This window comes from Buttiauxella sp. AC142 (assembly GCF_979253435.1).
Genome location: NZ_CEEDCH010000001.1, coordinates 1,090,309 through 1,103,858, shown reverse-complemented (window position 1 = coordinate 1,103,858; position 13,550 = coordinate 1,090,309). Strand labels below are relative to the sequence as shown.

Below are 13,550 nucleotides of genomic sequence, written 5' to 3'. Positions count from 1 at the left end.
TACGGCGAATAATACACTGAGACAATTAACGGTCATTTTCTCGTGCGATACAATAGCAACCTGTAACAAGTTGGATCAAGATCAGGTTAAAAATCACTCATAACAAATGCGGTAAAGCAAAACGCCGATTTTTTAGCACCGGCAACATAGCTCGTACTTCACTTAAATATTGGCTTTCCAGTTCAGCATAAAACAAAGCGGGTCGCTGATTGGCTGCCGCCATCACCACACCAAGCGGATCAACAATTTGGCTGTGCCCGATATTCTTATTACCGCACTCGCCAGAGGCCACAACATAGCATGTTGTATCGAGCGCGCGTGCTGCCAGAAGCGTTGACCAGTGCATTTCTTTATTAGGCCCTCGCAACCAGGCTGCGGGTAGGACTAAAACCTCCGCCCCCGCCAACGCCAGGTTTAATGCCATCTCTGGAAAACGCAGATCGTAGCAGGTCATCAATCCCACTTTAAATCCTGCAACTTCAATCAACGGTGGCAACGTATCACCGGCATCAACAAGACGCGATTCCTGTACATTAAACGCATCATAAAGATGAAGTTTCTGATAACGGGCAATGACTTCGCCCTTACGAATCGCCAGTAAGGTGTTTGCAGCCCGCCCTGCTGTCGTTTTGACGTGCAGAGTCAGAATCGTCGTCAATTGATTATTGCGGCTTTGCTCGCAAAGTGGCTGAATAAACTCATGATGGACTGCCTGCGCAGATTTCACCGACAAATCGGGGTCGTTATCGTCACGCGCCAGTACCGCCTCAGGTAAAACAAGTAAATCTGCCCCGTCAGCATGAGCTGCATCCATATAGTGAAGACATGTTTGCACGTTTTCCTGCCAAAGGTGACTCACGGCAAATTGCCCTATTGCAACTTTCATGTGGTTTCTCTCCAGGCTGCGAATAAATCATTATACCCAGTGTGAAATTTTCCGTGCTGACGTTACACTCAAACACTTTAATAAGAACGAACAGGAAACTACTGTGTTGCAAATGCTATTAGCCGTATTCATTGGCGGCGGAACGGGGAGCGTTGTGCGCTGGCTTTTGAGTATGAGACTTAACCCTGTGCATGCTGCCCTTCCGGTTGGAACTTTGACCGCAAACCTGGTGGGCGCATTTATTATCGGATTGGGTCTGGCGCTGTTTACTCGCATGACACACCTCGATCCCGTCTGGAAATTGTTAATCACTACCGGCTTTTGTGGCGGTTTGACCACCTTTTCGACCTTCTCCGCAGAAGTGGTTTTCTTGCTTCAGGATGGTCGACTTGCATGGGCTGCGCTAAACATACTGCTAAATCTCGCAGGCTCACTCACCATGACCGCTCTCGCATTTTGGATAGTTTCTCTCGCATACGGCCAATAATTAACCTCGCGTTAAGGTTAGCTTAATTTATGTCTGCCACTCTGGTTGAAAATTAGCGTGGGGCATAATAATGAAAGAACGTGTTGCAGGGTGGACGGCTGTGCTGATGAGCACGATGATCGTGATGTGCTTTGTGAAAATTTATCTATTTTCCTGAATTTAAAACAAAAAAAACCCGCCTTAGCGGGTTTTTATATTCTACTGGTAAAGCCTTAGATAGGCATTACGTTTGCAGCAGATGGGCCTTTGGCACCGTTAGTGATTTCAAACTCAACGCGCTGACCTTCAGCCAGGGTTTTGAAACCATTGCTCTGGATTGCAGAGAAGTGTACGAACACGTCTTTGCTACCATCTTCCGGAGTAATGAAGCCAAAGCCTTTTGACTCGTTAAACCACTTAACGTTACCTTTAATCTTAGACATCTAAATTACCTTTACATGAAAAACGACACAAATGCTGTGTCGGACATCAGTACACCAATTGTGGTGGATTTTGTCCAGTCCCGATTTGAGAAAAAGTGCTAAAAATTGCTACCTCTTTTAAAAACTGTGCAGTAGCCCTTATTTTTGAAAGTCAGATAATAGCGATACATGTTGTGCATGATTTCAGCCATTACCGCGCATCAGAATTGGAAGCGTAACCAGGCAAAGTAAACGTTACCGTTGTTGTAGGTTCCTGGGATATAGGTCATCTGGAACGTCGCCGGGCCATAACCCACAGAGGCCAGCGGCAATATCACTGGGATCGGAATGTAATTCCAGTTATCGCGCGCGGTGGCGCCCAGCGTGTAGCCGAGTCCCAAACGGAAGTTATCATCAGCCAGCGGACGCCAGATTTTCTCCCAGCCGTAGCCGCCAATCGGTTCCCATTTGTTATAGGAATCTTTAAATACCATCAGATACAAACCGTGCCAATTTCCGCTATCGTCCCAACGGTCCTGACCAAAACCAATCCCCCACGGGCGCTCGTTATAGCGATCGGTTTTTTCTTTATCGTAGGCAAATCGCGCATGCCAGGTGATGGCAGGCACGTATAAATCATAATGTTGCGGTTCATTCCACGTTTGTGAAACGTTATCCGTTAAAGTATTCCAGGCATCACCTAAAACGCTACTTTGATTAGCCAGTGCGACTGGCATTATCATTAGCGATGAAAAGAAAACAATACAGGAAATGACAATTCTTTTTGTTAGAGTCACATTAATTTCCACTTCAAAAATCAATATACAACCTAACAAATTATATATGAACAATAGTTAAATAAACGCGTAGTAAATTCCTAAAGATGTTTAACTTCGTCGAATTAATGGCCGATAAAAACATTACCCCAGCCATTATCTGAAAATCAAAAGATGGTGGGGTAACTTACTATTATTTATCTCTTTTTAATAAAACATACATTGCAGGAATCACCAGCATCGACAATAGCGGTGCCGTGATCATTCCGCCAATCATCGGCGCAGCAATTCGGCGCATCACTTCAGAACCAGTACCGTCACCCCACATGATAGGCAGTAAACCCGCCATGATCGTCGCCACCGTCATCACTTTTGGCCTTACGCGCAGCACCGCACCTTCATGCAATGCCCGCATTAACATCGGCTTGCCACCCAAAGGGTCCAGTGCTTTATGCCGTGCAATCGCCTGATTCAAATAAAGCACCATAATGACACCAAATTCAGCGGCGACTCCCGCCAAAGCAATAAACCCTACAGCGCCCGCGACCGACAAATTATATCCCAGTAAATAAAGCAACCAGACTCCGCCGATAAGTGAGAATGGTAAGGTACCCATTATTAATAATGCATCGCTCACGCGCGAGAATGTCACGTAAAGTAAGACAAAAATAATAACAAGCGTAAATGGTAGGACTATTCTTAATTTAGCGCTCGCTCGTTCTAAATATTCAAATTGCCCTGACCAGGATAATGAAACACCTTCCGGTAATTTAACTTGTTGTGAAACGGCACGTTGCATATCTTCCACCGCCGATTTTAAATCTCGCCCGCGCAGGTCGACATAAACCCAATTAGATAAACGCGCGTTTTCACTTTTCAGCATTGGCGGTCCGTCGGTAATGCTGATATCGGCCAGTTCAGAGAGTGCAATCTGGCTGCCATTTGCCGTAATAACAGGTAGGTTTTTCAGTTTTTGGACGTTATCACGCATTTCTCGAGGGTAACGAACATTGATGGGATAGCGCTCACGTCCTTCTATTGTTTCACCAATGTTTTGCCCGCCAATCACCGTCGCCACTAACGACTGCAACTCTTTGACCGACACGCCATAACGAGCCGCTTTCAGTCTGTCGATATTGATATCCACATAGCGTCCGCCACCTAATCTTTCCGCAAGCGCGGAAGTCACACCCGGAACCTGTTTCACCACCCGTTCGATTTGCTCGGCAACTTGCTCAATAGCAGCGATATTGTTGCCATTAACTTTGATACCCACCGGGCTTTTGATGCCCGTTGCCAGCATATCCAGGCGGTTACGGATCGGTGGCACCCAAACGTTGGCGATGCCCGGTACTTTCACCACGCTATCGAGTTCACTCACCAGTTTGTCCATCGTCATTCCTGGTCGCCATTGGTCACGCGGTTTAAAACGAATCGTCGTTTCAATCATCGTTAGCGGTGCGGGATCGGTCGCAGTATCTGCCCGCCCTGCTTTACCAAAAACCGTCGCCACTTCGGGCACCGTTTTGATGAGCCTGTCGGTTTGTTGCAGTAAATGTCCGGCTTCACGGGCAGAGATACCAGGTAATGTCGAAGGCATGTACAGCAAATCACCTTCATCAAGCGGCGGCATAAATTCGCTGCCGAGTCGACTGAGCGGCCATAGCGTCGCCACCAGCACTAACCCGGCAATGACCAACGTAGTTTTTGGGCGCACTAGCACTTTGTCGAGAAGCGGTTCATAAGCCGCAATCAGCCAGCGGTTAATAGGGTTCGCCTTTTCATCCGGGATTTTTCCACGGATAAAATAGCCCATCAGAACTGGTACCAGAGTGATCCCCAGGCCTGCGGCCACCGCCATGGCGTAGGTTTTAGTAAACGCCAGCGGCGAGAACATTCGCCCTTCCTGCGCCTCAAGGGAAAACACCGGAATAAACGACAGCGTGATAATCAGCAAACTACAAAACAGCGCAGGCCCGACTTCCACTGCAGCCTGTTCAGACAGACGCCAGTAATCAGCGCCTGTTGGCTGTTTATCCGGGTTGTCGTGCCGCCACTGCTCCAGCACTTTGTGCATGTTTTCGATCATCACGATGGCCGCATCGACCATTGCGCCTATGGCAATCGCGATCCCCCCCAGCGACATGATGTTGGCATTCACGCCCTGGTAATGCATGACAATAAATGCACCCAATATGCCCAGCGGCAACGTTATCATCGCCACCAGCGCTGAGCGGAAGTGGAATAAGAACAAGGCACAAATAATCGCTACCACGATAAACTCTTCCAGAAGCTTATGGGAAAGCGTTTCAATTGCGTTTTCAATCAGATGCGAGCGGTCGTAGACCGGAACAATTTCGACACCCGTGGGCAAACTTTTCTGGATTTTCTGAAGTTTGGCTTTTACCGCATTGATGGTATCCAGCGCATTTTTGCCATAGCGCATGACAATAATGCCGCCAGCGACTTCACCTTCACCGTTAAACTCAGCTACACCCCGGCGTATTTCCGGCCCCATACGCAACGTGGCCACATCGCTCAGTAACACAGGGATGCCTTCACGTGTGGTAATAACGACTTGTTTGAAGTCATTGAGGTTTTTTAAATATCCTGCGGTGCGAACCATGTATTCAGCTTCGCCCATTTCGATGACCGAACCGCCCCCTTCCTGGTTGGCACTTTGCACCGCATCTATCACCTGTTGATGCGTGATATTCAGCGCCCGCATCCGTTGTGGGTCGAGCACTATCTGGTATTGCCGCACCATGCCGCCAACACTTGCGACCTCCGACACGTTCGGAACCGTTTTTAGCTCGAACTTAAGCGTCCAATCTTGCAGCGCCCGTAAATCTGCCAAACTGTGTTTCCCGCTTCGGTCCACCAGCGCGTATTCATACACCCAGCCAACGCCCGTGGCATCTGGTCCCAACGACGCTTTGGCCTCTGCGGGAAGCTGCGATTGCACCTGGCTTAAATATTCGAGCACCCGTGAACGCGCCCAGTAAGGGTCGGTGCCATCTTCAAATAAAATGTAAACATACGAATCTCCAAACATCGAAAAGCCACGTACCGTTTTAGCCCCGGGGACTGAAAGCATGGTGGTGGTGAGTGGATAAGTAACCTGATCTTCAACGACTTGCGGCGCTTTACCTGGGTAGTTGATACGAATAATCACCTGCACATCAGAGAGATCAGGCAGCGCATCAAGCGTCGCGCGTTGCAGTGACCAAATCCCCCACGCCGCCATCATGATTGCCGCCAGTAAAACCAGCAGCCGGTTTTTGAGTGACCAACGAATCACGGTAGCAATCATTTCATCGCCCCCGCCATTGGCATCAGATGAGTGATAACTGCACCATTTTCGTCATCCATGGTGAAACTAAACATCACGTTATCGCCGACTTTAATGCCCTTAGCATCCGTTGCGGATTTCAACGCAAAATCCATCGTCATTGCACTCCATTTGAGCGCTGGAATAGGCTTATGCGAAAGCGTGATTGCGTCATCAGCGATCCCTTTCACCACAGCCTCTCCCTCGTATTCCTGCGCGGTAGAGGATGCCGCTTTTTCCTCTGGTAAAGCACTGCGCAAGCTGGCTTCGGAATCAATCAGGAACTGCCCAGAAGTCACAACTTTGTCGCCCTCTTTCAGCCCCTGTTTAATCTCCACCCAGCCATTTTGAGCCGTACCCACCACCACGTTAACCGGGTTAAAATGGCCGTCATTCTGTGTCACTAATACCCGGCTGGCACTTCCGGTTTCAATCAGTGCTTCTTCAGGAATCGCCAACACCGGCGGCAGGACAGGCGAGTTCGCCAGCGTGACATTGAGGTACATGCCCGGCTTGAGTTTCATTTGCGAATTTTCCAACACAATGCGCGCTTTCAGCGTGCGTGTAGTGGTTTCCATATTGGGGAGCAACTCACTCACACGCCCGTGGAAAGTCTCTCCCGGCCAGCTATCCGATGAAGCCTGAATTTCGCTTCCCACTTGCAGCACCTGTGCCTGAGTTTGTGGGTAATCAATCACAATCCACACCGACTTGAGGCTGGCAATTTCAAATAGCGGCGCAGTAGCCGCAACTTGCGCGCCTTCTCGCGTATCCAGCTTATTGATATAACCCGCCTGTTTTGCCCGCACGGTGACACGCGTCTGCGGCTTTCCCGTTTTCTCCACCAGACGAATAATCTCCGCAGGCATAAACTGGAGTTGCAGGCGTTCACGCGCGGCAGACGTTAACGCGCTGTCGCCCAACTGGAGCACGGCCAGATACTCCTGTTGAGCCGCCGTCCACTCTGGTATCCATAATTGAGCCAACGGCTCACCCGCCTTAACGAATTGCTGTGGCGCATTGACAAACAGCTTCTCAACCACGCCATTAGCACTGGCCGGGATTATCTGCACGCTGCGTTCGTCTGTTGAAACCGTAGCAAATGCATCAAACTGATAATCCAGCACTTTCTTCTCAACCTGCGCCGTTTTAATACCCAGATTCTGCTGTTGGCGAGCGCTTACTGTCACCCCGCCTTCTTCCGTGGCTTCATCCGCGTAACGCGGCACAAGGTCCATATCCATAAACGGTGATTTTCCGGGTTTATCAAAACGCTGACCGGGCGTCATCGGGTCATACCAATAGAGAACTTTCCGTTCAGATTGAGCCGCTGGAGCGAGGGTGCCGTGGCTTTGCTTGCCCGCGTAATACCCCGCGCCGAGTGCGCCCGCAATGGCGAGTGCGACTAAAGAGAGCTTCGTTATTGTTTTCATTATTGGTTTTCATCCTGTGGCGTCAGATAGCGAATAGCGGCCCAGGTTTCAGCCACGGATTTCTCCGCGCTATTCGCGGTCAGTTCGGTATCAAGTAGCGTGCGGCGGGCATTGAGCAAATCGGAAAGCGTGGATTGCCCGGAGCGGTATTGCGCTTCAATCAGTGAAAGGCGCTGGCGTTGCAGAGGTAGAATTTCTTCTTGCTGGCGCTGCCAGAGGGTTTGAGCGGCCTGATATTGCGCCACCAGCGTACGAACCAGAGCCACGCGCTCGCGTTTCGCTAAAGCCAATTGATCGTTAGCCTCCATTGATCGCGACATATCAGCCGCCAGATCTTTGTCCTGGCGTTGAGATTTAAACATCGGTAAATCAACGGTAAACATCACGCCCGCCATGTCGTCGTAATCATCAGCGCGATGAGCGTAGTACACCTCAACGCCAACATTCGGCTTCGCGGCTACCGCAGACTGAGCCGAACGCGCTTTGGCAACATCAGCCTCGCGCGCTGCTTCAATCACTTCAGGATGCAGCCCGACGCTTTGCTCAAGAACAGCAGGGTCCGCAGGCAGGCGCTGATAACGGGGTAACGAGCCACGTGCGTTATCAATTTGTTCGCCGGTTAATTGCAGTAAACGAGTCTGAGCCAGCGTCACATCACGCTGTGCGAGGGTGACTTTGTCCTGCATGCCTAAAAGCGTCATACGAATATCCATGACGCTGGATGCCGGTGAACTGCCGCTGGCCACCGTGGCTTTTTGCACGCCAATCTGGCGCTCGGTTTCTGCGACCAGTTTTTGTGCAGCCGTCAGGACCTTTTGTGACAACGCTAAATCCAGCCACGCCTGGGCGGCCGATCTTTGCAGCGTCGCGCGAATCACCTCAGCTTTTGCGACACTGCTGGCTGACTGAGCCAGAATCGTTTCTGCTTTGCGGTCGCGTTTATCCTCGCTGACGTAATCTTGCATGATACCGATACGCTGCATGGTCATGCCTTCTCGGGTAAAACGGTGGCTGTTGCTGCCCTGTACCGGGACGTTTTCAATGCCAAATTTCAGTTTTGGGTCGGGTAACTGGCGAGCAGAATCCGCCATCGCATTCAGGGCATTACTCTGATTACGGTTAGCAGAAAGTTCTGCGGAATAGTGAACGGCCGCGGCCAGGGTCTGTTGCAGGCTGAACTCTGCCGCATGAGCGGCAGAGACAGACGCAGCAACCAGCACCCCGCCGAGCCATAAGCTCAGGGAATGTTGTTTCATGGCGGCCTCGGTTACTTAGTCGGCGTAACGGAGGCGAGTTGGTACCCTTCAGCCTGCTGGCTAAAGGTGAAATCAACCGTGTCACCTGCTTTCACCGTCGGCAATGAACCCGCATCAGGCAGGCTGAAGGTCATCGTCATTGCGGGCCAGTTAAGAGCAGCGATAGGTTTGTGGGCGATAGAAATGGAATCGGCGGTCACTTTCTTTATGACACCGTGACCGTGATAAATTTCGGCGGCCCCAGCCGGAGTCATCGACATCTCATGAGACATCTCGTGGGAAGCGGCGTGAGCCACAGAAAAGAAAGCAAAAACGGACAGCGCAGCGGCTGCAAAGGAACGTGCAAAAATAGCAGACATAAAAAATCTCCAGAACCAAAGTCAAAGGATGAAATCCGTAAGGGATGAACCAAGACAGTGCTGGAGTTATTCTCTAAAACGACAAAACCGTATTGTGGCGGGAGGGCCGGTTGCAGGTGGGGTTAACAGCGCAACGGAAGTGACCACTTCCTGACATTCAGGGATGACTAAGGCCAGAGTGTCAGTGACCGGCAATGCGACCAACGAACTATAGCCATTATCTTTTTGCATCACGTCCGGAATGCAGTGCTTATCACACAGTGTTCCTTTTGCTTTCACCCTATCCCACTGGTTTTCCATCAGCATATGTTCGCTATGCTGAACAGAAAGTGAGGACGCGCTAATTTCTACCGGGCAGTCGTGCGATGCCACCGCGACCTGGCTGTTGACAAACAGCCAGCCAAACGCAAACAGCAGCATCAAAAGATGCTTCCTGAAAAAGCGTAAACGGCTTGTCGACCAGAACGTGGATTGCAAGGTATTGCCCCTGAAATATGCGAGGCGGCAGTATAAGCATCATAGCTTTTTAATTTAAAGGGATTTTTAGTTGTTTTACATTTAGCTAAATAATTAACAATTACGTAATATAATCTTAATTAAACACCCTCCAAATGATTATTAACAAAGCAATAAGCGATATAAATATATACCGCTAATCAATAAGTAAATGTCATAATTGCAATGCTGTCGACAAAAGTGTCATGACGGCAGTACGAAGCTGACTAAATTTGATGCTCATCAGAAATCTGCGCCAATGATTCAGGCAGATTGGCACCGTTTTCGCTGACGACTGCAAAGCGTCTTATTATTTTATTTCTGGCATGGCGTTGCGTTGAGATACCTGAACGCAACAGGGGGCTTTAATGCTGACAACTATTGAATTACTTATTGGGGTTGTGGTTATTGTTGGTGTAGCTCGCTACATCATCAAAGGCTACTCCGCTACCGGCGTGTTATTCGTCGGCGGCTTAACGTTACTGATTATTAGTGCCTTGATGGGCCACAAAGTTTTACCTGCCAGCGCTGAAAGCACCGGCTATACCGCAACTGACATCGTCGAATATGTCAAAATCCTGCTGATGAGCCGTGGTGGCGATCTCGGCATGATGATCATGATGCTTTGCGGTTTCGCATCGTACATGACGCACATCGGCGCTAACGATATGGTGGTTAAGCTTGCCTCTAAGCCACTGAAGTTAATTAACTCACCGTACATTCTGATGATTGCCGCCTATTTTGTGGCGTGTCTGATGTCTCTGGCAGTTTCCTCAGCGACTGGCCTGGGCGTGTTGTTGATGGCGACCCTGTTCCCGGTCATGGTCAACGTGGGTATTAGCCGTGGTGCGGCGGCTGCAATTTGCGCCTCCCCTGCTGCAATCATCCTCTCCCCAACTTCAGGTGACGTGGTGTTAGCCGCGAAAGCTGCGGAAATGTCATTGGTTGATTTTGCCTTTAAAACCACCGTGCCAATTTCTATCGCTGCCATTATTGCCATGGCGATTGCCCACTTCTTCTGGCAACGTTACCTGGATAAAAAAGAAAACGTCAGCCATGAAATGCTCGATGTCAGCGAAATCCAGACTACCGCACCGTCTTTCTATGCCATTCTGCCGTTTACACCCATTATTGGCGTGCTGATTTTCGACGGTAAATGGGGTCCGCAGCTGCATATCATCGCCATTTTGGTTATCTGTATTCTGATTGCTGCGGTCATTGAGTTCTTCCGTAGTTTCAAAGCACAAACCGTCTTCTCCGGTCTGGAAGTCTGCTACCGCGGCATGGCTGATGCCTTTGCTAACGTGGTCATGCTGTTGGTTGCCGCAGGCGTATTCGCACAAGGACTGAGCACCATTGGCTTTATCCAGAGCCTGATTTCCATTGCGACGTCGTTCGGTTCCGCAAGCATCATTCTGATGCTGGTGCTGGTCGTGCTGACCATGCTGGCTGCAATGACCACCGGTTCCGGTAACGCGCCGTTCTATGCCTTTGTGGAGATGATCCCGAAACTGGCTCATTCCTCGGGCATTAACCCGGCGTATCTGGCGATTCCCATGCTGCAAGCCTCAAACCTTGGCCGTACCATTTCTCCGGTATCCGGTGTGGTCGTCGCGGTGGCAGGTATGGCAAAAATCTCACCATTTGAAGTCGTGAAACGCACGTCAGTGCCGGTTGCTGTCGGGCTGATTGTGGTGATTATTGCCACCGAAATCCTGGTGCCTTCTGCCGCGGCAGTTGTTGCCGGTTAAACCCGTTCGCATACCCGCTCACAGCGATCTATATGTGCGCTGTGGGCGTCCTACTTTTCCATAAACAATCTCCGCCATAATCTGCTGTCTCCCTGCGGCAAACTCAAGATAACGTCTCGCCGTAGTACGACTCAGTTTCAACTCCTGGGCCACGGTTTCTGCGGTATGCCGCGCATCCGGGTCAGCAAATAACAGCTGCACTTTGGCCAGAGTTAACGCATCAATACCCGCGGGCAATTCCTCTTTGCGCTCGCCACGCGCATAAGCATTAAACATGTCGTCAATCTGCCGCTGGCTGGCGCTCGCATGGCTGACGAGCAATTGCATTCGCTGCTGATAACGTTCGAGCGTTTGGCTCAGGCGCTCATAAGCAATCGGCTTCACCAGATAATCAAAGACACCCCCACGCACCGCCTCCGCGACAGTTTCCATATCGCTTGCAGCCGTAGTAAACACCACGCCACCAGCAAAACGCGCCTGGGTCAGCTCGTGCAAAAGCGTGATGCCTTTGCCATCGGGTAAATAATTATCCAGCAGAATCAGTGCAGGTTTAAAACGCTCAATCATCATTCGTGCCTGCGCTAAATTCCCCGCAAGCCACACCTGCCCACAACCGTGGAATCGACGAATAAACTCGGCATGCATTTCTGCCAGTGGAGTTTCATCTTCAACAATCAGAATCGTTAGAGCTTGAGCCATAAATGATCTTCACTTTCGGAATAAAAACAGTAAATAAAGAGCCGGACGGTTCATTATCTTCAATCGTAATAATACCGCCGCACCGCTCCACATAGCTGGCAATAAGATACAGCCCGATGCCGTGTTCTCCGGGCGCATCAGTTTTGGTGCTGACGCCCTGGTCAAAAATCACTTCGCGCAAGGCTTCAGGCACCCCGCAACCGCTGTCAGCCACCTCAATAATCACTTCATTGCCTTCATCACTTAACCAAAGCTCAATGCCCTTATCACTCTCGGGATAATTCAGGCAGGCTTCAAAAGCGTTATCCAGCAGATTACCCACTACGGCGGCAAACTCGGTGCTGTCCAGCCCTTCCGGCAAATGGCGAAGCTGGCTGCCTGGGGTAATGTTGAGGATCAGTCCCAACTCCCTGGCACGCTGCCACTTACCGAACAGCAGCCCCGCGACCTGTCGGTCATCAAAGGAACCGCGCAGGAAATCAATTAATTCCTGCTGTGCCTGCGACTCGCCTTTCACCATCGCCAGCACCTGGTCGTACTCTTTCATTTGCAGCAGACCACTGAGCGTAGACATCCAGTTCAGGTGTTCGTGCCTTAGGGCGCGCAAGCTATCAACGTATTGTTTAACCTGCGTCAATTGCGCATTGAGTGCGCTGATTTCATCTTTACTGCGAAAGCTGATAATCGCGCCTAACAGTTCTTCGCCAGACCAAATCACCCCGCGATTGGCAATCACATTCAAACCGTTAAAAGTACACAGCACATCCCGCCGTTCTTGTTCGATGTGTTCCGTGAAAAAGGATGCAGGGTGCACCACTTCGGCGATAGGTTTTGCCAGCCACTGTCTGCCCGGTGAGCTTAACCCCAGCATTTTACGCGCGTTGCGATTAATCGCCGTGATAACACCGTCGGGATCGACGGCGATCAACCCTTCAAATACCGAGCCGAATAGCGCCTCCTGCTGGCGAACCACCTGAGCAATCTGCTGCGGTTCCATGCCTAACATCTGCCTGCGAATATGGGCGGCAAAAAACCACGACAACAGCAGCAAAATCACCAGAATCAGGACAAACACCCCAACCAGCGGCAGGAGAAAATCAAGTCGCCAGCTATCTATTTTGCTGACCAGATACCCCAGCGACACCACCCCGATGACTTTCCCCTGCTCGTCAAAAATTGGCGTTTTGGCACGCATCGCCAGGCCAATCGAGCCTTTGCCGGTAATAAAGTAGCTTTCACCCTTTTCCAGCGCTCCGGGTTTTGTCCACTGCATCGGCCGGCCGATTTGTTGAGGATTGGGATGATAAAGCCGGATGGAGTTGCGGTCGCCAATGACCACATAATCAAAATCAGAACCCGTTGCCATCTTGCCGACAATTTCGGACAGACGCTGACTGTCTCTGTTTTTTACCGCCTCAACCAGGCTGTCATTAGACGCAATAATTTTCGCCTGATGCATCGCCATATCACGCACATGGTTGGTTAGATAATCTTCAAAACTGGCGGATAAATACTGGCCAAGTGCCGCCATTAACAGAAGGGAAATCAGGAGGAGTAATAAAAAAATGCGTAGCGGAAAGGCAATGTGACGTAGAAATCGAAACTCTTTCGCGGGGGTTTTGCCAAACATTGCCATTCCTTTATTAGCACCTTAAATAGCAGGCGAATGTAACCAA

Annotated in this window: 12 protein-coding genes; 2 read left to right on the top strand and 10 right to left on the bottom strand. The window is 50.2% G+C overall.

The window, feature by feature from the left end; all coding sequences use genetic code 11:
* Positions 1-97: 97 nt before the first annotated feature.
* Positions 98-886 (bottom strand): deaminated glutathione amidase, encoded by a 789-nt coding sequence (locus tag AC0IWZ_RS04990; protein ID WP_471677964.1) that lies wholly within the window; start codon positions 884-886, stop codon positions 98-100.
* Between the two features lie 103 nt (positions 887-989).
* On the opposite strand from AC0IWZ_RS04990, the gene crcB reads away from it, so the two are divergent.
* Entirely contained in the window at positions 990-1,373 is a 384-nt protein-coding gene (crcB, locus tag AC0IWZ_RS04985) for a fluoride efflux transporter CrcB (protein WP_471677966.1), read from the top strand.
* 212 nt (positions 1,374-1,585) lie between these two features.
* Here crcB and cspE read toward each other — a convergent pair whose 3' ends face one another.
* The 7 genes from cspE to AC0IWZ_RS04950 form a co-directional block, all read right to left on the bottom strand.
* Positions 1,586-1,795, bottom strand: coding sequence for a transcription antiterminator/RNA stability regulator CspE (gene cspE / locus AC0IWZ_RS04980; protein ID WP_004100146.1), 210 nt, complete (start codon positions 1,793-1,795; stop codon positions 1,586-1,588).
* 200 nt (positions 1,796-1,995) lie between these two features.
* Positions 1,996-2,553: a lipid IV(A) palmitoyltransferase PagP gene (gene pagP / locus AC0IWZ_RS04975; RefSeq protein ID WP_281629741.1), complete on the bottom strand. Its 558-nt coding sequence runs from the start codon at positions 2,551-2,553 to the stop codon at positions 1,996-1,998.
* A 190-nt stretch (positions 2,554-2,743) separates the two neighbouring features.
* A complete protein-coding gene (locus AC0IWZ_RS04970; protein ID WP_471677968.1) occupies positions 2,744-5,863 on the bottom strand; it encodes an efflux RND transporter permease subunit in 3,120 nt (1,039 codons plus the stop codon).
* On the bottom strand, positions 5,860-7,314 hold the full coding sequence (locus AC0IWZ_RS04965) for an efflux RND transporter periplasmic adaptor subunit (protein ID WP_471677970.1): 1,455 nt from the start codon (positions 7,312-7,314) through the stop codon (positions 5,860-5,862). Before AC0IWZ_RS04965 ends, AC0IWZ_RS04970 begins: the two co-directional genes overlap by 4 nt.
* Positions 7,314-8,570: a TolC family protein gene (locus tag AC0IWZ_RS04960; protein WP_034493968.1), complete on the bottom strand. Its 1,257-nt coding sequence runs from the start codon at positions 8,568-8,570 to the stop codon at positions 7,314-7,316. Before AC0IWZ_RS04960 ends, AC0IWZ_RS04965 begins: the two co-directional genes overlap by 1 nt.
* Positions 8,571-8,581: 11 nt before the next feature.
* A complete protein-coding gene (locus AC0IWZ_RS04955; protein WP_051873642.1) occupies positions 8,582-8,929 on the bottom strand; it encodes a copper-binding protein in 348 nt (115 codons plus the stop codon).
* 66 nt (positions 8,930-8,995) lie between these two features.
* Positions 8,996-9,349: a hypothetical protein gene (locus AC0IWZ_RS04950; RefSeq protein ID WP_471677972.1), complete on the bottom strand. Its 354-nt coding sequence runs from the start codon at positions 9,347-9,349 to the stop codon at positions 8,996-8,998.
* 443 nt (positions 9,350-9,792) lie between these two features.
* On the opposite strand from AC0IWZ_RS04950, the gene dcuC reads away from it, so the two are divergent.
* The gene (gene dcuC, locus AC0IWZ_RS04945; RefSeq protein ID WP_471677974.1) at positions 9,793-11,175 is read left to right on the top strand and encodes an anaerobic C4-dicarboxylate transporter DcuC; all 1,383 of its coding nucleotides are present in this window, start codon (positions 9,793-9,795) and stop codon (positions 11,173-11,175) included.
* An 18-nt stretch (positions 11,176-11,193) separates the two neighbouring features.
* Here dcuC and dpiA read toward each other — a convergent pair whose 3' ends face one another.
* Entirely contained in the window at positions 11,194-11,874 is a 681-nt protein-coding gene (gene dpiA, locus AC0IWZ_RS04940) for a two-component response regulator DpiA (protein WP_115630196.1), read from the bottom strand.
* Complete coding sequence (dpiB, locus tag AC0IWZ_RS04935) at positions 11,843-13,504, bottom strand: sensor histidine kinase DpiB (protein WP_471677976.1); 1,662 nt, start codon at positions 13,502-13,504, stop codon at positions 11,843-11,845. Before dpiB ends, dpiA begins: the two co-directional genes overlap by 32 nt.
* Positions 13,505-13,550: the final 46 nt, after the last annotated feature.